This is a genomic window from Actinotignum timonense (genome assembly GCF_030216305.1).
Lineage (GTDB): Bacteria > Actinomycetota > Actinomycetes > Actinomycetales > Actinomycetaceae > Actinotignum > Actinotignum timonense_A.
Genome location: NZ_JASOKT010000009.1, coordinates 38,360 through 61,685 on the forward strand (window position 1 = coordinate 38,360; position 23,326 = coordinate 61,685).

The following is a 23,326-nucleotide window of genomic DNA, read 5'->3' on the forward strand; positions in this document are numbered from 1 at the left end:
GTTACTCCATTGGTTGATCTGCGAGGATTGCACTCTGGCGGGCACGATCCTCAGCGATTTTGGCTCGCACCGCACCGGACAGGCCGAAAGCCATAATCCCGGCAACGGCGACCGATACCCCGAAGAACACCGTGGTAGCGAACATATTTCCGTTCGTGAGGTCTTGCAGCCATCCGCCGAGGTACGGGCCGAGCATCCCGCCGAGGTTCCCGATACCGTTAATGATACCGAAGCCGGCACCCACCGCCGCAGGGGGCAGCAGCAGGGAGTTGATCGTCCAGTACGGAGCGAAGAAGGAGAGCTGGCAGGCGGTTGCCGCCGCGAGGGCGATCACCACCAGCCATCGCTGGTCCGCCGTCACGAAAGAGGAAAGCGCCAGGATAATGCCGCCAAGGATGAGCGGAATACCCACGCGGGTGCAATAGCGCTGATCTCGGTCCGCGCCCTTCCCGTTGAACCAAATAGCGATACCAGCGCAAACGGGCGGGATCGCGGAAACTAGACCCACCGTAAGAGAACCGTGGAAAGACTGCTTGAGGAGGGTGGGAAGCCAAATCTGGAGCCCGTAGAAGCCCAGCCACACAAACATCCCCAGGAAGGCCAGGTACCAGGTGAAGGGATTACGCACCGCGAGGCGCCAATCCGATTCCACCGGCTTTTCGTTACCATCAATGATTTGCAGGGCGCGGATCTCGTCCTTTTCATCCTGGTCAATCCACCGGGCGGTATCCGGATTATCGGCCGCGAAATACCACCACAGCCCCACGCCGATGACCAGCGGCAGCGCACCCTGAATAATGAAGAGTTCGCGCCAGTTCCCGTACATGAGGATAAGGCCGGCGAAGGGGCCTGTGATGATCGTGGCGATGGGATTGTGCATGATGAACAGCGAGAAGGCCCGCCCGCGTTCCGCCTTGGAGAACCACCTCGAAATGAGAACCATGAGTGCTGGCTGCACCCCACCCTCGAATACCCCGAGCGTGAAACGAGCGATAAGTAGCTGCGTATACGAGTGGACGAAACCAGCGAGAATCGCACAGACTCCCCACCCGATCATGAGCACAAAGACAACTTTCCGGGCACTCCACTTCTGCGCTAGGTAGCCGCCCGGGACCTGGAGTACGAGGTACCCTATGAAGAAGATTCCCGCGGCAAATCCGGCCTGGGAAGCATCCATATTGAGACTTTCTCGGATGCCTTCCATGCCGAAGCCAATATTGACACGGTCAATATACGCGATGATGTAGATCGTGATAATAACGGGAATGAGAATTTTCCAGCGGCGCCGCGCTGACGTGGGAACGTGGACCGGGGTTGTCATTTATGCCTCCTCGGCGATTACTTCGAGCGCATAGACGCGTGCGGGACCACCATCCGCGCCTTTGATTTTCAAGGGTGCAGCAAAGAAGAGGAAGCGTTCCTGGCTAAGTTGCTCCAGCCCGGCCAAGTATTCGATTTGCAGAATCCCTTTGGGAAGCAGCACGGTATGGCAGGCCCAGTCTTCAACGGGTTCATGGTGCTCAAAATCCGTGAGGTACGGTTCGCGGATCGCGCGGTCCTGCGGGAAATCAAAAGCAATTGCCTTGGCCTCAAGCTCGAGGAGGTATTCCGCACCGGACTTCGTGATCCACGGGGACCTGGTCCAGAATTCTGGCACGGTTGTGGGGTGGCGCAGTGCCTGGTTGCTGCGGATAAGTATGACGTCGCCGGCGCGTACCGCGCCCGCCCGCGCCTCAAGAACTTCACGGGAAAGTGCAGCGTTACCACCCAAATCTGCGACGTCAATAAGACTTGCTTCCCCGCAGAAACGCTCGATGGGGAGCATCTCGATGGTTTCGAGGGCTCGATCAACATGCTGTGGCGCATCGCAATGGGAGAAATTATGGGCACCGTAATCTTTAAGAACAGTGGACCGGAAGGTAAATTCCGGTTTCGGGAGTTCCTTGAAAGCGAACTCCGGAGCAAAACGCCAATGCGGCTCAATAAGCATCGACAGGTCGACGACGCGGTAGTGATCGAAAAATCCCATAGTAGTTGTCCTATTTTTCTGCGTGCGCTGCCGTGCGCACGGCTTCCGATGTTGTGTTGAGCAGGTCTTGCGGGAGGCGGTAGATCCGCACCGCGTTCTCTGCGTAGGCGGCTCGTTGTTCCGCCTGGGACCATCCGCTCGTGATCTCGCGGAAGCCATTCCAGATGTCTGCGAAGCTTCCGGCAATGGAATCGACCGGGAAATTCGAGGCGAACATAATGCGTTCGGTTCCGAAAATCTCGGTGATTCTTTCCACGATGGGACGGTTATTTTCCACGGTCCAGGGCTGGTCTTTCAACCCGATCCCGGAAATCTTGATGGAGACCTGCGGATATTGCGCCATGAAGTCCAGTGCGCGCACCCAGCCGGCGATCATATCCGGGTGGCGATCCGCGGGCAGCCCGGAGTGGTTAATGATGAGGGGAATATCCGGGTTCTGCTCCAGAACGGTTTTCGCCTCGGTCATATGCCACCAGGCCACCTGCAGGTCGAAACTAAATCCGACGGCGCGCAACGCTGCGTAACCCTTCTGCCACTGCGGATCGGTGAGCAGGCTCGGGTTGCTTTCTGCACTAACCGGAGAATCTGACTGCCCGGGCTTATTACGAACCCCGCGCACAATAGGAATCTCAGCTAGTTCTTCAAGGGTTCCCTGCACCTGCGGATCTTTGAGAATCGCATGCCCTACCCCGGCGTTGGGGAGGCCGAAGCGATCCGCGATATTTTGGGTGTAGCGCATTTCGCCAACCGGATCATCGAGTTCCCATTCGGTTTCCATCGTTACCGAACCGACGAGGTTGAGATTAATACTCGCGGCTAAATCGGTGAGATCCGCCGGCACGAAATCAACTTTGATTGGATCGTAATTTCCGTAGCGGAAGGGGATATGCGCATCGGGGCGCAACCAGGGTTGGTAACCCAGATGCGGCTCCCAAAAGTGATGATGCGCGTCAATAACTGGACCTGTGTATAACTCCATTGTTTCCTCCTTGGTCCGGGTGCGGTGGTGCCATTTCGGTGGCACATGCCGCAATGGCACCACCGCACCCAAAAATTCGTCGCTACGAGGCGCGCTTAGGCGATAGGCCGCCGCTGCGCCAAGGGACGATTGAAATTAATGAGGGCAGAACCGATCATGTACAGTCCTGCCGCGCAGGCGAGGAAGACGAACGCTCCAGTAAAGGAGCCCCCGGCTGCCTTGATCGCGTAGCCCATGATGATGGGAGCAAGCGCACCGCCCAGGGATGAGGCCATGTTCATGACAGAACCAACCGTTCCCACCTGGCTCTTCGGGGCGAGCCAAGCCGGAATAGCCCAGTACAGCCCACCGAAGTTCGTGAAGAACACCGCGCCAGAGAGCAGGAAAAGTGCGGTCATTCCGGATGGTGCGAAGGGAATTGCCGCCACGCATACCGCCATGCCGAGGGCGGAACCGACCAGTAATGCCTTCATGACCTTGTTGTAATCATTGAAGGTGCGCCGGCCCCAGTCCGCGAGCCACCCGGCTACCAGCTGGCCCACCACGCCCATCATGAACATGAAGAAGGTGCCCCAGCCTAGGCCGGCTAAATCGAAATCGCGGGCACGCGAGAGATAGGACGGGGTCCAGGAAATGAGGCCCCACCATACTGTGGCCCAGCCAAGACGCCCGAACCAGAAGGCCCACCAGGAGGTGGAACGTGCATAGTCAACGATGCGCGGGAGCTTGGCCTTTTCTTCTGCGGTGAGTTCGGCCCCTTCCTGACCTACCTCACCTTCGCGGATGTGTTCGAGTTCTTCCGCGCTCACCCGTGGGTGTTCTTCCGGAGTGTCACGCACCCAGATGTAGTAGATAATCGCAACGATCACCGTGATCCCGCCGGTTATATAGAAAGCCCAGCGCCAGGACCCGAAGAATCCAATTATTGCGGTGACCATAATGCCACCCACAGCGGATCCGAAGGCCCCGGCCATATCCACGAAAGTGGCGCCGCGGGCACGTTCCCCGGAAGGCAACCAAGAAGAGTTGAGCTTGGAGCCCGAGGGCGCACACGGTGCTTCCAATGCACCGAGGAGCAAGCGGGATACCCCGAAGCCCAAGCCGGTGTGGATAAAACCAATAACCATCTGGGTTCCGCCCCAAAGTGCTCCGGCCGCACCGATAACGCGGCGTGGCCCGAATTTATCGAGGAGCCAACCACCCGGAACCTGGAAGATGAGGTAGGTCCAGAAGAAAGTAGAAAGAATCCATCCCTGCATATCCTCATCGATGCCCAGTTCCTTATCGATAAAGGGCAGGGCGATGGACAGGGTGGTGCGGTCAATGTAGTTGAGCAGAATAATGAGCCACAAAATCATGAAGACTTCAATGCGAATCTTCGATTTTTTACCCTTGCGTGGGTGGCTCACTGCGTGCTTATTAACGGACATGGTGAACCGGCTTTCTATGCCTGGGCCGCTTCTGCGGTCTTGACCCCGAGGGAAGTAGCAATATCAAAGGCTCGCTGGGAGGGACCGATGGAGGCAATACCCTGGCCCACGATTTCGTAGGCGGTGCCGTGGGCCGGGGTGGCCAACGGCACGGGCAAACCTCCCTGAACCGTCACACCCTTATCGAAGCCAATGGTCTTGAGAGCAATCTGGCCCTGATCGTGGTACATCGTGACAACGCCGTCGAAATTCCCCTTCTGGGCTCGCATGAAGGTGGTGTCCGGCGGGAAGGGACCCTGCACATTAACACCATCAAACTGGGCGAGTTCCACCCCAGGGGCAATATGGTCAATTTCTTCCCGGCCGAACTGCCCGGATTCTCCACCGTGCGGGTTGAGCGCGCATACCGCGATACGCGGTTCTTCTACTCCGATGCCCTTAATAACATCGTTGAGAAGGTTAATGGCATCGCGAACCGCTCGGGCGTTAATACGGGCGGCTACTTGCGAGATTCCACAATGCGAAGTAACGCGCGAAGTGGTGAGCCCGGGAATGAAATTGAGTTCGGAAGTGAAGCCGTCGTAATTGAGTTCCTTGGCGAACCAACGCAGCTCGTCCTCTTCATGCATGCCGGCTTCGTGGAGCGCGGCTTTGTTGAGGGGGAGGAAAATAATCGCATCCGCTTTGCCGTCCTTGTACATGCCGATAGCCTTGAGGAGATCGGATTTCACACGCCGACCGCCTTCCACGGAATGCTCCCCGCGTTTAACGGGCTGATCTTGGAGCTCGGATCCCACGATCTGCACCTCACCGGGCTTTGCTTCTTCCGAATAGGGGAAGCTCAGAGAGAGCTCCGCGCAGTATTTCTCTACTTCGGAAGCCGATGCAAGCAGCTTAATATTGGCCTTCTGACGGTTCTCCTCATCGGCACATAACTTCATCGCCAGTTCGGGGCCGATGCCTGAGGGATCACCGATAGTCATAGCAAGATTGGGAACGATAGTCATTGTTTTCTCCTTTGTAGCTGTGGTCGCTCGTGCGGCCAGTGACGGACGGATAACTGGGGTAAATAGGTTCGGGGATTAGTACGACGGTGCGGGGGCCGACTCACGAGTAATCTGTCCAATGGCACCCTGGCCCGTGGCGGAAAGATTCGCGTTGAAAGGATCAATGGTGCGCAGTGCGGAGCGCAGTACCTGGCGGATATAGCGGGCATTTGTTGCTCCCACTCCCAGCCAGTCCGAGCCGTAGTGTTCCACCATGAATGCTCCGGTAAAGCCACCCCGCAAAGCTTGCCGAATCACGGCGCGGTAGTTAATAAGTCCGCTTTCCAGGGGAACCGGCGCGGACATATAGGTGCCAGTTTCCGGGTCCTCATCGCGAATATAGTTCTTGATATGCCAGTAATTGGCGTAGGGAAGAACCGCATCGAACATGTCCTGGTAGCTGGGCATGGGCCGGTGCAGGCGAATGAGGTTGCCGATATCCGGATTAAGCCCCACGTTGTCACGGTCAATATCACGCACGAAACTCACCGCGCCGTCGTGGGTTCCCACGTAGGTGTCTTCGTACATTTCCAGGCTGATGTGCATTCCGAGCTGGCCGGCGTGCCGGGCTAGTTCCCGCACCCGTTCCACCGCGAGCGGACGCAATTGCGGATCGCATACGTGCCCGGGTGCTAGCCAGAACCACAGCGCTTTTTCCTGCGCCGGGGTGAGGGCCTCCATAAAGCCGATATTGATGACCTGTGCCCCGAGCTCATGCCCGCGGTCAATGAGGTCATGTACGAAGGCAAGATTGGTATCTCCGTTGCGAACATCGACGACGGAACGCCTACCTACGGAAATAGCGGGAATGCTGAGGTCGAGATCGCGGCACATATCCCGGAAAGACGCGAAGCGTTCCTCGGATATCTCAACAAGGGGAACCCAATCATCCATCGGATCAATGGCACCGAAACCAAGCTCCTTGACTTGGAGAAGCTGGTCTTCCCATATGCTTACCGGTGCGGTTCCTATATCCTCCCCTGTTTCTGTGCGGGATCCGAAATTCATCTTGGCCGCAATTGGCCAGGTATCCGCCGTATACACCTCATCACTCCTTTCGCCGGCCCCGGTTCCGGGGCCGGCGCTTATCTGCTTATTGCTAGCGAGCCTTAGCTCTGCCCGAGTCCCTTCTTGAGATCTGCTTCGTACCCTTCGAGGTACTTGACGAAATCATCGCCGAAGAGAGGATCGATCTGCATGAAATTGGTTTCCATGTAGTTGGTGAAGTCCTTGCTTTCGCTGTACTTCTTTGCTGCATCAATCCAGTACTCGCGGGCTTCTTCGCTGATCCCACCTGTCGCGATAAGGCCGCGGAACTGGGAGAAGGTCACGTTAATGCCTTCCTCCACGGTGGTGGGGATATCCTTGAGCGCATCGTAGCTATAGCGATCTTCGGAGATCACGCACAGGGGAACAAGATCGCCGGCTTCCAGCTGGCCCATCACTTCGCTGGGATTACCCAGGGCGACATCAACGTGTCCGCCGAGCAACGCAGTCACGGCTTCACCTCCGGATTCGTAGGGCACGCGTTGGAACTGCACACCCTGGTCCTTTTCGATAAGGCCAAATTGGATAGCGTCGTTACCGGTCACACCACCGGATATGGAAACCTTGACAGGACCGGCCTTCGCCGCATCCACCACAGCACGGCAGGAATTGTAAGGAGAGCCCTTCTTTACAACCATGATCGTCGAGTCCTGACCCGCCTTCATGATCGGGGTGAAACTACGCCACGTGAAGGGCACATTTTCGGTGAGAGGAAGGTTTATGAGGGCGGTTTCGGTGGCGAGGAGCTTGGAACTATCACCTTCTTCGCCCAGGAACGCAGCATAGCCGACGGCGCCGCCGGCACCCTGGCGATTCTCCACCGAGATGGACTTACCTGTGACGTTCTCCAGGCCGGAGGCGATGGCACGGCCTGACATATCGGAACCACCACCGGGGGCCATAGGTACCACCATGGTGATACGGGCGCCGGGATCGAAATCGCTTCCTCCCGCGGAGGAACCCCCGCCCTTATCCTGACAGCCGGAGAGGGCAAGGAGCGCGCAGCTAACAGCGGCGATACCGCTCATGAGTCGTGATATTTTCATTGTTATTCCTTAGAGTTGATCGTCGTTGATCCGGATTGGGGGATGTCACCGCCTAGCGCAAGACCCGGCGGTGGGGTGGTTGTCGTGTCGAGAGCGCGGGTTCCGCGCGCGGCCGAGCCGGTGCACTCCCCCACGGCAGCAGGTTGCGCAGCATCCACGGACGGCACAGGCTCAATCGCGGAAGTCGCTTCTGCGGGAACTTCGGCCGCCGCGGATTTGCGGCTGGATTTACGTGAAAAACGCTTGAGGAGGCCCGGGACCACCATGATGGCAAGGGTGATGCCAAGGATGGTCAAGGCTAGGGGCTGACGGAATACGATGGTGAGATCGCCCTGACTGAAAGCAGAAGTCTGCACCAGATAACGTTCCACCATGGGCCCAAGCACCATGCCCAGGATGAGCGGCGCCGTCGGATAGTTATATTTCTTGATGAAGAACCCAGCCAAGCCAGCAACGAAAAGAACCGTGAGTGCGAAAACACCATTCTCTACTGCAAATGCCCCAAACATCGAGAAGAAGATAATGAGGGGATAGAGGTAGGAGTAAGGCAGGCGCAGAACTTGGGCAAAGACGGGTGCCATGGGCAGGTTGAGGACGAGCAGGATAACGTTCCCGATGAAGAAAGACGTTAGCAAACCCCACACCAACGTAGGTTGATTCTCAAAGAGGAGGGGCCCCGGCTGGATCCCGTACATGACAAATGCGCCGAGGAGAACTGCCGTCGTCGTACCACCGGGAACGCCCAGCGCGAGAGTCGGAACGAAATTCGCATTGGCCGCGGCGTTATTTGCAGATTCGGAGGCTGCTACGCCTTCAATAGCGCCCTTACCAAAGTTGCGGGAGTTCTTGGAGACCTGCTTTTCCGCGCCGTAGGCAACCAGGGAGGCAAGAGTGGACCCCGCACCGGGCAGGCAGCCGAGTACAAATCCAAGCCCGGTACCACGAGTAATGGCCGGAAAAGCCTGCTTAATATCGGAGGGCTTAATGACCATGTCACGCATGCGGGCACGAATCGGTTTCGCGGTGCCCGCACCGATCTGGGACACTACTTCACCGATGGCGAATACTCCGATCATAACGACGACGAAATCAATGCCGCCCAGCAAACTCACGCTTCCAAAGGTGAAGCGCGAAGCCGCGAAGGCCGAGGACATTCCCACGGTGGAGAGCACTAGGCCAATACCGGCCATCATGAGGCCCTTGGCGAGGTTATCGCCGGAGAAGGAGATGATGGTGAGCAGGCCCATGATCATAATGGCGAGCATTTCAGCCGGGCCGAAACGCAGCGCGAATTGAGCAATAGGAGCTGCCACCAAGCAGAGCAGAATAAGGGAAACAATGGCGGCGAAGAAGGAGCCGATGGCAGCAATCGCGAGCGCCTTACCAGCTTTTCCTTTTCGGGCTAGAGAGTAGCCGTCTATAACTGTTGCGACGGCGCTCGCATCTCCCGGAGTGGCAATGAGGACCGCAGCAATCGTGCCGCCGTACTGGCACCCGTAGTAAATACCCGCGAGCATAATGAGCGCGGTGACCGGTTCCATCGTGAGGGTAAGAGGCAGCAGAATTGCCACGCCCGTGGTGGCCCCCAGTCCGGGGAGCATCCCAATAACGGTACCGAGAAGTACCCCGATGAAACACCAGAGCAGGTTGTCTGGGGTGAGAGATGTTTGGAAACCGAGTAGAAGATTCTCAATCATGATATGTTCGTTCCTCCCTTACACCAGGTCAAGCATCCCGGTAGGAAGCGGCACTTGGAGAAGCACAGAGAAAACCACGTAGCCGAAGAGGAAGGTGAGAATAGCAGCGAGGAGCCCCTGCCACCATTTGCGCCGTTCCACGAAAACAACGAGGACAAAGACCATGAGCGTGACGGAAAACAGCAGGCCGATCACGCGGGTGAGGATAATTGCGCCAAGCATTGCGAGGAAGACGTAGACTACCGCGAGCTGACGCTGGCGTTCGGTGCGTTCACCTTCCGCGGGCGTTTCTTCTGCCGCATACTGTTCCATCAGCTGGACGGATTCGTCATCTTCTGAGTCAGTTTCCGGCGCGGGCTTCGTGATGTTGGAGCGAATGAGATCCCAAATCGAGGCGAGGACAATAACGCAACCGGCGACGAAAGGCATGAGCCCGGCACCAACTTCGCCATTGGTTTCTGATAGTCCGTAATTCCATCCCGACACAATGACGTAGATGCCGATACCTAAAATAACGAGGCGGAAAGCCAGTGCGCCGATATCCCGATTTCCGCACTGGCGTTGGGCTTGTGCCGGCGCGCTTGTGGTGGCACCCGTGGTGTTCGGAGAAACCGCGCCGGGTGGGTGCATCCCAGGGTCTCCATCGGTCTTCACCGTTGTACTCCTCATCGAGCAACCTTTCCTTCTGGTAGTGCACTTCTGTGGTAGGGATGACGTTTCTGCTTTGAAACCGACATCGACAGTGACGCGCGCTACTAAGTTTCCAATATCCTATATCGTATAGGATTCTGTGACAAGGGTCGCGCGGTACTGTGACATGCCGAAGCTACACAAAAGCGAGACGTTCTCAGCCGTCACACCGATGCCGAAGGAGGAGCGATGGGGCAGATTCTCATCACGGTCGGGATTGTTATCTACCTAGGTGTCGCGGTGCTCTGGGCTATTAACCTGGTACGCGGATTGCGCCACGCAGCAAAGGATCCCCACTCGCAGCTGGATCGGGGCGCACGGCGAACCACCTACTTCGCCTTAGCTACTTGCTGGGCTTGGCCTGCGTGGATCTTTATCAGCCTCGCGCTTGCCGCGCGGCGCATTCGCCAAGCCGGCCGTGGATGCTAATAAACGATTTATTCCGCGTCAGAAATTGATCGGCGCAGCACCCCGTTGAGATGGGCTTCCATAGCAGCTAGTGCATCCTCGCGCGCACCCGAGGCGAAAGCCTCCAAAATAGCATGATGCTCCGCAGTGGCCTGCGCACCGTCAGAACTTCCTTCCCCAACGGTTTGGCGAATGCGGTGAGCCTGGAAAGCGAGGTTATCCACCGCCGATTCCAGGTATGAATTATTGGCGTAGCGAATAATAACGCGGTGGAAGTTCCAATCAGCATCGAAATAGTGGCGGATATGGGCGAGGTCAAGGTGCCCTTTTTCATGTTCGAGATTCTGCCACGCGACTTCGTGTTCGGCGTGGGCCTGGCGCAATTCCGGAAGAAGTCGCTTGGCGTGCGGATAAGCCCAGTCAACCGCCTGGAGTTCCAGAAGCTTACGGACATCAATGAGTTTGCGAATTTGCTCGGTAGAGATGGGGGGCGCCACCCGGTAGCCGCGCCGAGCTAGACGCTCCACCAAGCCAGTATGCTCCATTTCCACCATGGCTTCGCGTACCGGGGTAGGAGAGACATCGAGATCACGAGCCAGGCCGTCAATGCTCAAAGATTCTTCCGGCTGGAACACGCCGCCCAGCAGCATATCGAGTATGGTGGAATACACCTCGTCACGCAAAGCAGCACGACGACGCTTAAGCAGAGAACCGGTGACGGCCACGGCGACTCCTTGGAATCCAATGAACACACTCTTCGCCCACCGTCTCGCGCCGTTAGCACGCAAAGAATCGCGTCACAGAGGCGGGGGTATGGGCATAGTATACCGAGGGCGCTGGGCCAGCTCCGGGACTTGAGTCAAGGTCACTTAAGCAAAGGAACGCCGCTGCGATAACCGCGGGCGGCTTGACTGCACTCATCAAGCCGCCCGCACTTTATTAGCTTTTTCGGGAGGTCCGTAGGCTTGCTGATCAGCGCGCCTCCGTGCCTTTCGCGCGACTCCCACACCTCCGTCAGCGTGCCTCCCGCGCCTCCGCGATCCGATTGCACAGCGCAGCCACGGCATCCTCGTCATTGGAGCCGATCTCATAGGCGGAAATGTCCTTGACCGCCGCTACCGAATTCGACGGGCAGATCGCCACACCCACTTCGCGCAGCCAGGGCAGGTCATTCGCGGAATCGCCGATGCCGGCGGTGCGAGCAACCGGGGCGCCGAGCCCCTCGAGGATGGTGCGCAGCGCTACCCATTTATCGGTAGCCGGGCTGGTCACCTCAATAGTGCCGTCATAGGAGCGCGCCGCGTTGGGGAATTCCGCCGCAAGATCAGCGCGGATACGCTCATACTCTGCGTCGTTAGCAAAAAGCGCGGCCTTGAGGCGGTCTTCGCGGGGCAGCTCCTCCAGATCCGCCACGATGGGCTGCTCGCCTTCGTTGCGTTCGGCGAGCACCCGCACCGCTTCGCCGTCCTCCTTGGCGAAAAGGTGGTCGCGTCCAAAAATAACCAGCTGGAGGGCATGCTTGCGGCAAAAGTCGAGGATGCGCTCGTAGAGTTCATCATCCATAGGTTCGTACGACGCCGCGCCTACCTCACCATGCGCATAATCCCGCACGGAGGCCACCGCCATAGCGCCACTAGCCGCGATCAGCGGGCCGTCAATATTGGCACGCTCGTAAATCCCCACGGTAGCCGGGTATACCCGGCCGGTCGCTACGATAATCGCGACGCCGGTGGCATGCAGCCGGGCCAGTGCCGTGATCGTGGCATCGGAAACGTGTTTGTCATTGCGCGCCAGGGTGCCGTCCAAATCAAGGGCCAGCGCGTCAATGGTGAGAAGGTCTGCGGGAAGCTCTGCTTCCAGGTCCAGATGAATAGCCATATCTCCACGGTACGCTACTCGCGCGCGCTCCGGGTGGGCCGCGCGGCCGGCATCACCGCAGCCACACCCGCCGCCACACCCGCCGCCGACACCGCCCGCTACCGGTGGCTCACCGTTTCTTTCCCGTGAATTTCCACCAGCTGCGCGGTGGCGGACTGGCCATCCTTGGCGATCTCCGTGATATCAATCGTCAGGGCCAGCTCACCCCAGGCCGGATCCGGGCTGGCCGGCTTGGGAGTTTCACCCGGGCGCGTCACCACTGCCGGATCCACGGTTTGCAAGCCGAGCCGCTGGGGCGAATAGCTTTCCAGGCCGGCGATAGTCACCCGCGCTCCCCCGCATTGGGGCGGGTAGCTCGCCATAAACACCTCACACATGGTGGCCACCCCGCCGCTAATAATCACCCCGCCGCGTACTTTCACTTCCCCGGTCCCGTGCGCAATAGCCGCAGCGGGACCGGATTCGGTATCCCCGGGGCCGCCGGGGAGGGGCGTGGCCGGTGGCGGCGTCGTCGTATCACCGCTGCAGCCGCCCAGGCCCGCCACGCCGCAAAGCGCAGCCATCACGCCCGCGGCAACCGCCATCATGTTCTTGCTCCGCATGTCACGCCTTTCGTTTCCGGGCCCGTGCCCCGCGCGGATTCGACCGCGCTTACTGGTAGCTCACAAAAGCCGGGGTTGGCTCCACCTGGGTGTAGGTTTCCTCCGGCGTGAGCATGGGGGTGTCCTCATCGTAAAAGTTCTTCCAGCCCCACGCCACACCCGCGGGCGCGTAGCTGTGCAGGGTGTGCCAGGTGTCCTGCTTGGCGGCCTGGCTACCCTGGCCGTCGGCGTGGATCACCAGCGCGACTTCGGCGCGGGACCGGTCGAGCTGATCGACGTCGCGCAGCATCTGCACCTGGAACTGGTGCAGAATCACGACTTTCTGGGGTAGCTGATTCTCCCGCACAAAATCAGCGAGCCAATTAATGGTTTCGTTGACCTCGCTGATCTCCACGTGGCCGATGCGCTCGAGCGGGAAATCATCCGGGCCCAGGCGCCATTCCGGATCCAAGGCGATACCCACATTCGGGTAGCGCAACAGCTTCTCGTAGCGTTTGACCTGCTCCGGGAAGCTGGAACGCCCGGGCTGGAAATCGAGGACCACGTACTGGCCGTGCCGCGCGGCCTCCTCAATATAGGGGATGAAAATATCCGGATCCCATTCGTGCGAATAATTACCATCGTCACCGGCCTGCCCGGCCGCCACCGTCACGATGAGTTCCAACGCGGGAATAACGGCATCCTCCGTGAGGGCGCGATAGGGCTGGGCATGCGCATCGGCGCGCGCCGCGGTTTCCTCCACGCCCTGCTCGCCGAGCACCCCGAGCGCGGCCGTGACCGGCGAACCGTAGAGCGCCACGTACCGCTTGCCCTCCAGCACCAACTGCCCGCCGCCGGGTAGTTCCGTGCCGCTGCGCGCCGCGGCCACCTGCCACGAAAGATCCGGAAGGTCGACGCCGAAACTGGCCACCGCCGCCGCACTTCCCGCGAGCGCCTGGATAGTTGCACTGCTTGCGCGCGGATCAGGATGTGATTCGACGACGGCGCCACCTGCCGCGCGCACCGTGGCCAAGGTAGCGGGATTCGCGCCATCAGTAATCGCGGGGAATGGAGCGGTGGTGGTGGCCGGCAGGTAGTGGATATCGGCAGGTGTGAGGTGGGTTGGGCCGGTCTGAGTGGGCTGGGCAGTGCCGGCCGGCTGCGCAGATTCTGCGGGCTGCGAGGCTCCCTGGCCCGCCGCGGGCGGGTACTCTTCGGCTTCGCCGCTCAACCAGGCCGGCTTCGCGGTTCCCACCAGGAGGGTATGTTGCACGCCGAGCCGCTCGAATTCCGCGGCGAGGGCGTTCCCGGCAGCCGGAGCTCCAGGGTGCTGATCCCCTTCGCGCGCACCCTGCGCTTCAGGCTGCGCTTCCGCATTCTCCACCAGGAAAACCGGCACGCCCAGCGATTGCGCTAACTCACCGGCCTGTTCTACCGAATCCGGGCCGCTCAGCACCGCAACGTGGGCGCTGACAAAAAGCGCGGCGGAGGCGGCGATGGCGCCTTCCGCATCCGCGGCGGGGAGTACCAGGTCCGCTTGCGGTGCGCGATGCACGGCGATGGGTCCGCGCTCGGCGGCGCTCGGCTCGCCGCTACATGAACTGAGGCTGAGAGCTAGCACAAGGGCCAGCACGGTGAGCAGGCCGAACGCGGCCAGGTGCGGGCGGCGGGCGGTGCGCGACAATGTGAATGGCGTGGTGGCGGTGCTGGGTCGACGGTGACGATGCGGCACAAAACTTCCTTCCTTCGGCGCCTTTCCAGAGTAGCGATAATGCGCCGCCCGCGCATCCCCGCCTACTCCGAAAGCGGCTCCTCGCCCACCTCCGCTTGGTAGTCGGCGAGGAGCGCTGCCGCGAAGGCGGCGTCGTCGGAATTAATGGAACGGAGCACGCGAGCCGGAACCCCGCCGACCACGCTCCCCGGCGGGACGTCGCGCAGCACCACGGCGCCGGCGCCCACCACGGAATTTTCGCCGATGGTCACGCCGCCGGCGATGGACGCGCCCATGCCGATCCAGACGTTATTTTCGATGGTGATGGGGCGGCCGTATTCGAGGCGCGTGGCGCGCAGAGCTGGGTCGATGGGATGCGAGGCGCAGGAGATGGTCACGTGCGGGGCGATGAGTACCCCGGCGCCGATGCGCACCGGGCACAGGTCCAGGATCACCGCGCCGGTATTAATAAACGAGCCCTCCCCCAGGCTGATATTCACGCCGTAATCGCAGGTGAAAGGGCGCACGATCTGCGCGCCGGCCTCGAAACCGCCGAGGAGCTCGCGCAGAATTTCGGTTGCGCGCGGGCTGCCCCAGGCAGCGTCGGCGTTGAATTCTTCCAGCAGCGCGATGGCGCGTTCGCGCACCCGCGCCTGGGTCGGGCCCCAGCGGTAGAGCCGGCCTTCCACCATGCGCCGCCATTGCACGTCTGATTCTTCGCCCGGAAGCGGGCAGCGGGAGCGTTCGGGCAGCTCGGCGACGTGCGGGCGGGCGATATGGCGCGGGTTGCGGGGAGTTTCGGGCATTTTTCTTCCTTAAGTTGATGCGCGGTGTTAGCAACGGCGCGCGGTGTGAGCAACGGTGCGCGGTGTGAGCCACGGTCGAAAAGTAGTACGACGACGCCCGTGCGGGGCGAGTAGTGACCTACCCGCCCCGCACGACCCCGGAGGAGTGCAATTCCGGAGATTGGGAACCCCAGCCTGCATCACGAGCCAAGCCCATTAGCCTTGGCACGCTGTTTTACGCTCAACGTGAGCAGTCCGATGGCATCCCGTAATGGGCTTACCTCGACGAGCCTCCTTACTTGGTGGACCTGATCATGGCAATAGCTACGCATCCCACCATCGCGAGAACAATACTCGCCGGGAAAATCGCATGGTAGCCAGCGATACCGATGACAGCAGAGGCAATCAATGGGCCGATAATCTGCGATCCGCTTTGCGCGAGATTCAGAATTCCTAGATCCTTCGCGGCAGTCTCTGGGTTCGGAAGAACTTCCAAATTCAGCGCCTGATCAACGGCATTGAATGCGCCGTTACCGATACCAGCTCCGACAATTGCGTAGGCAATCATTGCCCACGGATATGGGAAAATCCACGGGAAAACTAAACCGATAGCAATTAGGAATGCCGACACAATTACGGGCATCTTCCGGACAGCAAGCTTGTCGGAGAGCGGACCAATAATGGCCGCAACGATTACACCCACCACCATCAGACATAGAGACATGATCGTAATAGTCGATTGTGTTGTACTGTCGTCCGCACCAATGTAATCGGTGAAGATATACAGCTGATAACCCGTAATCGCAAATCCAGCCGCCAAGATAAACAAGCGCCCAAATAGTGCCAGGTAGAAATCCCGACAATGCTTGGTTGGGAACATGAAATTCGTAAGGAATGTCTCCTTATTGAAGTTCTTCTTCGGCATGCTTGCGCTAGACGGCTCCCGAATAATCGTTGCGGAGATCGGCGCCGCACAGAACACTAGAACTGCCATGACGATGTATCCCATTCGCAGATCCTTAAGGAACTGCGCTCCAATGAGCTGACCCGAAGCCATGCCCACCGTAAAACCGATGGCATACATTGCCGAAATTGTTCCGCGGAATTTAGGAGCAACCCGATCAGCAATTGTTGCTAGCAGCGGCGCGACAAGCGAATTCAAGAAGACCTGATAGACACACCAATTGAGAATCAGAATTGGTACTGACGGCGAGTAGTACACGAGCATTGTCGCCGCGGCAGTACCGACTGATCCCACCCATAACCAAGGCGTTCGTTTACCGAACCTTGATCTAGTCAAGTCGGAAAAAGCCCCGATAATGATATTGGCGAGAGTTGCCGTCACCATCGCAAATGTTGCGAGGGTCGCGACAACCACTTCCTTTTGATCAGGTGCAATCTCGACAACCTTGGCAGGAAGTAAAAGAGCATTGATCCCCAAGTACGGGACGATCCAGAGGAGCGCGCCGATCGTGACGCCAACGCCGACTCGGTAAGGTGGCTTGGTTTGCCCACTAAAGGGATCTTTTGCACGCTCTGATACTGCGGCAGGATCCGCACGATTCTCTTTCCGCTCCATTTCAGTTCCTTTCGGGAATCTCGACGGAGAGAGCCAAAGCGTCTGGGGCACCGCGATATTGCGCAGCCTCGAGTACTACCCCGGTTGGGAGTGGGTCGAACTCCGTTGACTGTTCGTTCCACTCACACAGTGGCCACAGATCGATATCTATTGTCGTCGTCACCGATTCACCGGGAGCGAGCAATACCGAAGTGAATCCCAGCAACTCGCGCACACCACCGGAAACAGAACCGTAAATCTGGGCTACTCCATGAGCTAGTCGGTACCCATCGTTACCGATAGTTACACGAACCTTACCCGTAGTTTCGCTTGCGCTAACAAGCTCGAAGTCGCTTAACGAGAAAGTGGTGTACGTTATGCCCCATCCGAGCGGGAAGAGCGGTTCCTCACCTATCTCATCGAGGAGCCTCGACCCGAACTTATCGTCATAAGTAATAGCCGTAGCGTTAATATCAAGAGGCGCAGTATGCTCCTGCTTCTTCGGCATTACATAGGGAAGACGTCCGCCCGGAGCGCGCTCACCAGAGAGTACAGCTCCCAGCGCGTTACCGCCTTCTTGTCCCGAATACCACGCGAGCATGACAGCCGGAACTGAATCAATCCAATCGGTCATAATAACGGCGCCTGCCGTCACCACGGAGACTACAACCTTTTCGTTCAGATCCACGACCCGGCGAATAAGGTCGGTGTCTCCCTCCGGAAGCGCAAGGCTAACGCGATCACCACCAGCTGTCGCGCCGCCAACAACAGATTGGCCTTCGGCACCACTCTTGGCGAAAGCTTCCGCAATACGCTTCTCTTCTTCCGTCACGGGTTCGGGATACAGCTTAAGAAGGTCATCACGCTGCATTACGGTACCATCAACAAACTCGCCCTCTTCTAGCGCTGTATACCCAACAACCGCGATTACTAAATCAGCGGTTCTTACCTGAGAGTCAAACTCGTCAGAGTCCATGTCAGCCAATACAACATTTGCAGCGGGGAAACTCCTCTTAATACCCTCGTAGGGTGTAACCACGTACGGAGCATCTACCTTCGAGGAACCGTTATCACCGGTGTTGGCAAGGTCTGCAAGTCTTCCAACAACCAGGATAGTGCCAGAGAAGTCTCGCGAGACCGGCAGCAACCGCGCACCACCAATCGAATCATTCTTCAACAAAGTCATCGACTGTGCGGCCGCATCAAAAGCCAGTTTTGCGTGTTCGGGGGAGGCAATCACTTCCTTCGAAGGCACCTCGCCTAGATTTGCGTAGTGCTTCAGAACAGTACGGATAATCCGAATTCCAGCACGCTTTACCGCTTCCCAGCTTGTTTCACCGTTTGCAATCCGCTCAAGCATCCCGTCTTTACGCTGTTGAGCAAAGGGCGCTTCAATATCAAGTCCTGCCTCCAGAGCCTTCGCCGGATCACGCATGCCCCAGACAAAATCGGTGATGACAAAACCTTCAAAGCCCCAGATATCACGGAGGATTTCGGTAAGCATCTTCCGATTCTGACCACCCCATTCGCCGTTTACAGAGTTGTAGCAGGACATAACTGACGCAACTCCGGATTTGATAATCTTTCGGAAGTGCGGCAGATAATGCTTATGCAGGTCCTTGTCAGAACACGTTACGTCTACAGAGAAGCGCGCATTTTCCATGGAATTCAACGCATAGTGCTTAACACACGCCATCGCATTCTTCTGGATACCCTTGGCAAACGCCGAGCCCATATTGCCGAGGATCACCGGCTCTTCCGAATAGGTTTCTTGGGCGCGTCCCCAGGCTGGGTTCCGTGGAAGATTGACACACACCCCACCAAAGAAGTTTCCACTGTTGGCTCGAACCTCTTCTCCGATGGCTTCACCAACTCGTTCTTCCAAGTTGGTATCCCAAGTAGCTCCGCGAGCCATCGAAACTGGGAAGGCCGTGGCAGTTCCAACAGCGCATCCACGCGGACCATCGATGAACCGGATACCCGGGAATCCGATCCTCTCTACGGCACCCATAACAAATGGTTGCGCGTTGTAGCCAACATCGGGCCCCATCATCGCATCGATACCTTGCCAGAACGGCACACTGCCCTGCAGTAAGGCGATACGTTCATCTTCCGTTAGTGCATCGTAAATATCATGCGCGACCGCGTTTGCGGACCCACCATTCTTTACATCGGATACATAATCGCTAAATTGCTTAGCCTTCACGATTCTCACTCCTTTGTGAATTGGACGATTAGGTATTTCTTGTTATCCAGTTATGTCTTCTAATTAGTGGCCAACAATGGCCCGCGTCGCTCTCGCGTCCTCGCGAGGGTTTCCGTACAAGACCGGTTCCGCAGTACTTCAAAAACAGGAACCTCCTTTCTTCGACTGCGGACACCGGCGATTAGCCAATAAGGTGGCGCATGGCCTGCTGGTAGAGCTCAACGTAGTGGTATTCGCGCGTGGCCAAAGCTGCGACGTCGAACTTCTCCGCCCGTACATCATCCAGGCTCTCGCCTTCGGCCACGGTCGGTTCGGCCAGTTCGGGAACCGAGGCAGCTTCCATGATTTCCTGAGTGCGCGGGTCGGCGCGGAAGGCCTTCGCCTTCTCCGCGAGCATGAGGTACATTTCCATATTCGCGGCCGCGGATTCCCATACGCCTTCCAGACCTTCGGTGCGCGAGGGCTTGTAATCGAAGTGGATGGGGCCTTCGTAGCGCGGGCCGCCATTGGAGAAGCCGTTGACCAGCAGGTCCACCGTGAAGAAGGCGGAAGCCAGATCGCCGTGACCGAAGCACTTGTCCTGGTCGTAGCGCGGGCCGGCCTGGCCGTTGAGGTCAATATGGAAGAGCTTGCCGGCGTTGAGCGCCTGGGCCAGCCCGTGGGTGTAATTGAGGCCGGCCATCTGCTCATGCCCGGTTTCCGGGTTGAGGCCAACGATATCGCCATTATCCAGCTCAGCAATAATGCCGAGGGCGTGGCCGATGGTGGGCAGGAAGATATCACCGCGCGGTTCGTTCGGCTTGGGTTCCAGGCCGATCTTGAGATCGTAGCCCTTTTCCTTAATGTAGCCGGCTACCGTATCCAGGCCTTCCTTGTAGCGCTCGAAAGCGGCGTTGAGATCCTTGGAGGAATCGTATTCGGCGCCTTCGCGCCCGCCCCACATCACGAAGGTGGTGGCGCCGACTTCCGCGGCCAGATCCACGTTACGCAGGATCTTCTGGAGGCCGAAGCGCCGGATTGAGCGGTCGTTATTGGTGAAGCCGCCGTCCTTAAAGATGGGATGGGAGAAGGTGTTCGTGGTGACCATTTCGATGGTCAGACCGTTGGCATCAGCCGCTTCCTTGACCTTGCCCACCCGCTCGGCGCGCTCCGCATCGCTGGCGTCAAAAGCGAAAACGTCATTGTCATGGAAGGTAATACCCCAGGTGCCCAGCTCGGCGAGCTTTTCCGTGTAGACCCACGGGTCCAGGGCCGGGCGGGAATCCCCGCCGAAGGGATCGGTTCCGGTCCACCCCACGGTCCACAGACCGAAGGAGAACTTATCTTCTTTTGTAGGCTTTCTCATTATTCCTCCTTGCGTAGCCGAACTCCTTTGTTCTACCTCTAAACTAAGGGCGCGAAAACGGTGCGTCAAGGGGGCGAAAATCAAGGTATTTTGATTTGGCTCAAAACAAAGCGTAAGTCAAACTTATTGTGAGGCGATTCACATATAGCTAGTGTGGCTAGACGCCCGTGAAACCGCTTAGATCCTCTATCAAATCATTAAAAATCCATAGACAAGCGCCTATTGCCGCCGATATCTCACCCTTTCGATTCACAATGAGTTCAATATCTTTCCAATGCGACGAAAGCACACGGTACTTCAATTCAGCTTTAAGAATCGTCTCAAAACATGGATATAAATCTACGAAAGTCCCGCCAAAGAAAACCGTGTCCAGATCAAGAAGATTTAGCGTATTCGCGAGCGCTAGGCCTAGGGCGAGAGCTCCAGCGTCCATCGCATCCCGAGCAGTTTCACTTCCCTCTCGGAAAAGCTCAATTAGCTTCGACAGCTCGGTACCTTCAGGAAGACCTGCATTTCGCACTAATCCCGATTCGCCAACATACTGTTCTAAACAACCATTAGAACCGCAGTTGCATTTCGGTCCTGATCGGTCGACACAAACATGTCCAAACTCTCCAGCCCAGCCATGAGAGCCACCCAGACGCCGGCCCTTTTCGTACACCGCAGCACCAACACCGACCTCACCGGAAACATAAAGGAAATCCCTATAGTTTGATACTTTTCCGGGAGCTGAATGGAGAACAGAGTACCCCGCAGCATCAGCCTCGTTAAAAAGACGAAATCCCCCAAAACATCCCGGTTGGGTAAAAGATAGTTCTTTCATCTGAACGCCCGTCCAGCCCAGGTTTGGGGCAGTCAATACCGTTGCACCATCATCGGCAATCAATCCCGGAACGCAAAGCCCGGCACCGAGAACTTTGACAGCTTTGGGTTGCTTCCATTGCCCGTAAATCTTCTCAAGTTCTTTCAAGGCACCACTTGGACCTAAGTGACGCGTGCTCATTTTTTTGATTTGCGAGTAGAGGAGTTTTCCGGAGAGGTCCATCACGGCAACAGACAAATAAGCCACATTGACCTCGCAACCAACGACAGCATGCCGCGATGTACGAGGCACAAGGGGAGATGCGGGACGCCCAATTGCTGATTTTACCGGTGGCAGTTCGCTAATAATGCCGCAGTCCAGGAGTGAATCTACTAAGCGAGAAACCGTGGCGCGCGTAAGACCGGTGGAAGCTGCAACATCGGCACGTGATGGGGGGACTTTACTGGAGAGGATCGTCTTTAGGACAAGTTTAGTGTTATCCATCCGGAGCGAGGTGGGCGTTTTGCCACTTTTCCCCATCAGCTACCCTCCCGTGCCGTTTCGACAAACTAGAATCTAGGTACTAGACAGCATAAACTGCCTCGCGGTTTTTTACGATCACCCCATTCCTAGCTAACAGCCGAGACCCTACCGCGTCCGAGCCATTCTTCGTACTGCTCGTCCCCTTTCGTGTTTCACAGCAATACAACAATCACCTTTTATTATTTTCACGGCAACTACGAGCCCACGAGGCAATCCCTTGTTTCGACGACATGAACGGGTAAAGGGTCGCTTGATAAGCATGATAGAGGTCCGGTTGTCCTGGCCACGTGTAAGTTACAGGAACGTTACTCCTGTCAACTTCATGGAACCAGCCACCACCAGGTTTGTCTACGATTACCGAATCAATCCAACGCCAAATACGTTCGTACAGCTTAGATAGTCCAACATCCGGGCTCTCCTCGTACAGGAAGCGAGTAGCGCCAGCTCCTTCGGCGGGTGGCCACCAGAATTTTTCCGTAACCACAGGGGACCCATCCCAATCAACGGTGTAAACAAATCCTCCCTCTCGAGTCCACCCATCTTCGAATGCTCCCTTCACAAGGTTTTTCGCCGCTGGGAGCATCCAATCCTGCTCAATTCCTGCACCACGAATTTGCATAAGCAGTTTCGCCCACTCCAGCCAGTGTCCAGGTTGCGATCCGTAAGGACGGAACGCATGTCGCGGATCGTCACGGTTGTAGTCACGCAACGGATGCCACTCTTCATCGAAGTGCTCCGGGATACGCCAACTTCCTTGTTCGCTAGATACGGCCTGCCCCACTGTATTCTCCGCAATACGACTAGCACGTTTGAGGAATTCCTTATCGTTTGTAGCCTCATATGCAGCTAGAAAAGCTTCAGTCAGATGCATATTTGCATTTTGGCCCCGATAGGTATCAAGGTCTGTAAATGTCCGATCATAGGCTTCGACGCAGCGTCCCTCGTCATCGAGCCAGTATTTCGTATCGATTAAGTCGATGGATTCTTCGAGTAGTTTTACCGCACCGGGGATGCCGGCAAGAGTTGCCGAGGCGGCAGCAAGCATAATATGGGCCTGACCGTAGAGCTCTTTCCGATCCGATGGGGTATTACCTCCCACGGTGGCATACCACCCACCATATTCGCGATCCTTACCCGGCCCATCTAAGTAAAAACGCACGCCTTGTTCAGCCAGTTTTTCCGCACCTTGCCGACCGAGCATTGCGGCGACCGCGAAACAGTGGATCATTCGCGCCCCGAGATACAGTTCAGCACCCCGTTCAGGCATAGGATTGCCATCTCGATCCAGATAAGCGAACCCCAGATCCGATGACTGCCACACCCGCGGCTGGAAATGATCCAAAAGCCTCTCGCGCTCACATAAAAGGTACTCCTGGTGGGTTACATCAGAAAACGCTGGAGTTTCAGACGAATTTAACTGAGATGAGAAAACAGGCATCGTGTTGACTTCCTTGTCCCTAACGACATTGACCCCTCTATTGTATTCCACTCGAGCCTCTGTCGGGCAAAAGACAAAACATTAGTTCCTGGCGGCAACAAACACTG

20 protein-coding genes are annotated in these 23,326 nt (G+C 57.6%); 1 reads left to right on the forward strand and 19 read right to left on the reverse strand.

Going from position 1 to position 23,326, the window contains the following annotated elements; translation table 11 throughout:
* Position 1: 1 nt before the first annotated feature.
* The 9 genes from QP305_RS05885 to QP305_RS05925 all read right to left on the reverse strand — a co-directional run bounded on the left by QP305_RS05885 (position 2) and on the right by QP305_RS05925 (position 9,928).
* Positions 2–1,321, reverse strand: coding sequence for an MFS transporter (locus tag QP305_RS05885; protein ID WP_274778611.1), 1,320 nt, complete (start codon positions 1,319–1,321; stop codon positions 2–4).
* Positions 1,322–2,029: a cyclase family protein gene (locus QP305_RS05890; protein WP_274778610.1), complete on the reverse strand. Its 708-nt coding sequence runs from the start codon at positions 2,027–2,029 to the stop codon at positions 1,322–1,324. It lies immediately after the preceding gene.
* Between the two features lie 10 nt (positions 2,030–2,039).
* The gene (locus QP305_RS05895) at positions 2,040–3,008 is read right to left on the reverse strand and encodes an amidohydrolase family protein (RefSeq protein WP_274778609.1); all 969 of its coding nucleotides are present in this window, start codon (positions 3,006–3,008) and stop codon (positions 2,040–2,042) included.
* A gap of 95 nt (positions 3,009–3,103) precedes the next feature.
* A complete protein-coding gene (locus QP305_RS05900) occupies positions 3,104–4,417 on the reverse strand; it encodes an MFS transporter (RefSeq protein WP_274778608.1) in 1,314 nt (437 codons plus the stop codon).
* Positions 4,418–4,452: 35 nt separating this feature from the next.
* Positions 4,453–5,445 carry a 4-hydroxythreonine-4-phosphate dehydrogenase PdxA gene (locus QP305_RS05905; RefSeq protein WP_126135471.1) on the reverse strand — a complete coding sequence of 331 codons (993 nt, stop codon included), beginning with the start codon at positions 5,443–5,445 and terminating at the stop codon, positions 4,453–4,455.
* Between the two features lie 75 nt (positions 5,446–5,520).
* Positions 5,521–6,528, reverse strand: coding sequence for a sugar phosphate isomerase/epimerase family protein (locus tag QP305_RS05910; protein ID WP_274735211.1), 1,008 nt, complete (start codon positions 6,526–6,528; stop codon positions 5,521–5,523).
* A gap of 65 nt (positions 6,529–6,593) precedes the next feature.
* On the reverse strand, positions 6,594–7,577 hold the full coding sequence (locus tag QP305_RS05915; RefSeq protein ID WP_274735213.1) for a tripartite tricarboxylate transporter substrate binding protein: 984 nt from the start codon (positions 7,575–7,577) through the stop codon (positions 6,594–6,596).
* A 2-nt stretch (positions 7,578–7,579) separates the two neighbouring features.
* Positions 7,580–9,274, reverse strand: coding sequence for a tripartite tricarboxylate transporter permease (locus tag QP305_RS05920; protein ID WP_274735214.1), 1,695 nt, complete (start codon positions 9,272–9,274; stop codon positions 7,580–7,582).
* Positions 9,275–9,292: 18 nt separating this feature from the next.
* Positions 9,293–9,928, reverse strand: coding sequence for a tripartite tricarboxylate transporter TctB family protein (locus QP305_RS05925; protein ID WP_284894993.1), 636 nt, complete (start codon positions 9,926–9,928; stop codon positions 9,293–9,295).
* A 225-nt stretch (positions 9,929–10,153) separates the two neighbouring features.
* Here QP305_RS05925 and QP305_RS05930 point away from each other — a divergent pair, with 225 nt between their 5' ends.
* The gene (locus QP305_RS05930; protein WP_274735217.1) at positions 10,154–10,393 is read left to right on the forward strand and encodes a hypothetical protein; all 240 of its coding nucleotides are present in this window, start codon (positions 10,154–10,156) and stop codon (positions 10,391–10,393) included.
* A gap of 8 nt (positions 10,394–10,401) precedes the next feature.
* On the opposite strand, the gene QP305_RS05935 is transcribed toward QP305_RS05930, so the two are convergent.
* The 10 genes from QP305_RS05935 to QP305_RS05980 form a co-directional block, all read right to left on the reverse strand.
* Positions 10,402–11,097, reverse strand: coding sequence for a GntR family transcriptional regulator (locus QP305_RS05935; protein WP_274735219.1), 696 nt, complete (start codon positions 11,095–11,097; stop codon positions 10,402–10,404).
* Between the two features lie 289 nt (positions 11,098–11,386).
* Positions 11,387–12,250 carry an HAD family hydrolase gene (locus QP305_RS05940; protein ID WP_274735221.1) on the reverse strand — a complete coding sequence of 288 codons (864 nt, stop codon included), beginning with the start codon at positions 12,248–12,250 and terminating at the stop codon, positions 11,387–11,389.
* A gap of 98 nt (positions 12,251–12,348) precedes the next feature.
* The gene (locus tag QP305_RS05945) at positions 12,349–12,852 is read right to left on the reverse strand and encodes a hypothetical protein (protein ID WP_274735222.1); all 504 of its coding nucleotides are present in this window, start codon (positions 12,850–12,852) and stop codon (positions 12,349–12,351) included.
* 49 nt (positions 12,853–12,901) lie between these two features.
* Positions 12,902–14,563: a hypothetical protein gene (locus QP305_RS05950; protein WP_284904487.1), complete on the reverse strand. Its 1,662-nt coding sequence runs from the start codon at positions 14,561–14,563 to the stop codon at positions 12,902–12,904.
* A 62-nt stretch (positions 14,564–14,625) separates the two neighbouring features.
* Positions 14,626–15,348, reverse strand: coding sequence for a sugar O-acetyltransferase (locus tag QP305_RS05955; RefSeq protein WP_284904490.1), 723 nt, complete (start codon positions 15,346–15,348; stop codon positions 14,626–14,628).
* 274 nt (positions 15,349–15,622) lie between these two features.
* A complete protein-coding gene (locus tag QP305_RS05960; RefSeq protein ID WP_284904492.1) occupies positions 15,623–16,906 on the reverse strand; it encodes an MFS transporter in 1,284 nt (427 codons plus the stop codon).
* A gap of 1 nt (position 16,907) precedes the next feature.
* Positions 16,908–19,091: a glycoside hydrolase family 3 protein gene (locus QP305_RS05965; protein WP_284904494.1), complete on the reverse strand. Its 2,184-nt coding sequence runs from the start codon at positions 19,089–19,091 to the stop codon at positions 16,908–16,910.
* 181 nt (positions 19,092–19,272) lie between these two features.
* Positions 19,273–20,436, reverse strand: a complete 1,164-nt coding sequence (xylA, locus tag QP305_RS05970) for a xylose isomerase (RefSeq protein WP_284904496.1) — start codon at positions 20,434–20,436, stop codon at positions 19,273–19,275.
* Positions 20,437–20,593: 157 nt separating this feature from the next.
* On the reverse strand, positions 20,594–21,778 hold the full coding sequence (locus QP305_RS05975; RefSeq protein WP_350309599.1) for an ROK family protein: 1,185 nt from the start codon (positions 21,776–21,778) through the stop codon (positions 20,594–20,596).
* Positions 21,779–21,950: 172 nt separating this feature from the next.
* On the reverse strand, positions 21,951–23,219 hold the full coding sequence (locus tag QP305_RS05980; protein ID WP_284904497.1) for an AGE family epimerase/isomerase: 1,269 nt from the start codon (positions 23,217–23,219) through the stop codon (positions 21,951–21,953).
* Between the last annotated feature and the right edge of the window lie 107 nt (positions 23,220–23,326).

Bases quoted from the DNA above. Each gene is read 5' to 3' on its own strand.
- QP305_RS05885 (WP_274778611.1), bottom strand. From the start codon at position 1,321: ATGACAACCCCGGTCCACGTTCCCACGTCAGCGCGGCGCCGCTGGAAA.
- QP305_RS05890 (WP_274778610.1), bottom strand. From the start codon at position 2,029: ATGGGATTTTTCGATCACTACCGCGTCGTCGACCTGTCGATGCTTATT.
- QP305_RS05895 (WP_274778609.1), bottom strand. From the start codon at position 3,008: ATGGAGTTATACACAGGTCCAGTTATTGACGCGCATCATCACTTTTGG.
- QP305_RS05905 (WP_126135471.1), bottom strand. From the start codon at position 5,445: ATGACTATCGTTCCCAATCTTGCTATGACTATCGGTGATCCCTCAGGC.
- QP305_RS05915 (WP_274735213.1), bottom strand. From the start codon at position 7,577: ATGAAAATATCACGACTCATGAGCGGTATCGCCGCTGTTAGCTGCGCG.
- QP305_RS05920 (WP_274735214.1), bottom strand. From the start codon at position 9,274: ATGATTGAGAATCTTCTACTCGGTTTCCAAACATCTCTCACCCCAGAC.
- QP305_RS05930 (WP_274735217.1), top strand. From the start codon at position 10,154: ATGGGGCAGATTCTCATCACGGTCGGGATTGTTATCTACCTAGGTGTC.
- QP305_RS05940 (WP_274735221.1), bottom strand. From the start codon at position 12,250: ATGGCTATTCATCTGGACCTGGAAGCAGAGCTTCCCGCAGACCTTCTC.
- QP305_RS05945 (WP_274735222.1), bottom strand. From the start codon at position 12,852: ATGCGGAGCAAGAACATGATGGCGGTTGCCGCGGGCGTGATGGCTGCG.
- QP305_RS05955 (WP_284904490.1), bottom strand. From the start codon at position 15,348: ATGCCCGAAACTCCCCGCAACCCGCGCCATATCGCCCGCCCGCACGTC.
- QP305_RS05960 (WP_284904492.1), bottom strand. From the start codon at position 16,906: ATGGAGCGGAAAGAGAATCGTGCGGATCCTGCCGCAGTATCAGAGCGT.
- xylA (WP_284904496.1), bottom strand. From the start codon at position 20,436: ATGAGAAAGCCTACAAAAGAAGATAAGTTCTCCTTCGGTCTGTGGACC.
- QP305_RS05975 (WP_350309599.1), bottom strand. From the start codon at position 21,778: ATGGGGAAAAGTGGCAAAACGCCCACCTCGCTCCGGATGGATAACACT.
- QP305_RS05980 (WP_284904497.1), bottom strand. From the start codon at position 23,219: ATGCCTGTTTTCTCATCTCAGTTAAATTCGTCTGAAACTCCAGCGTTT.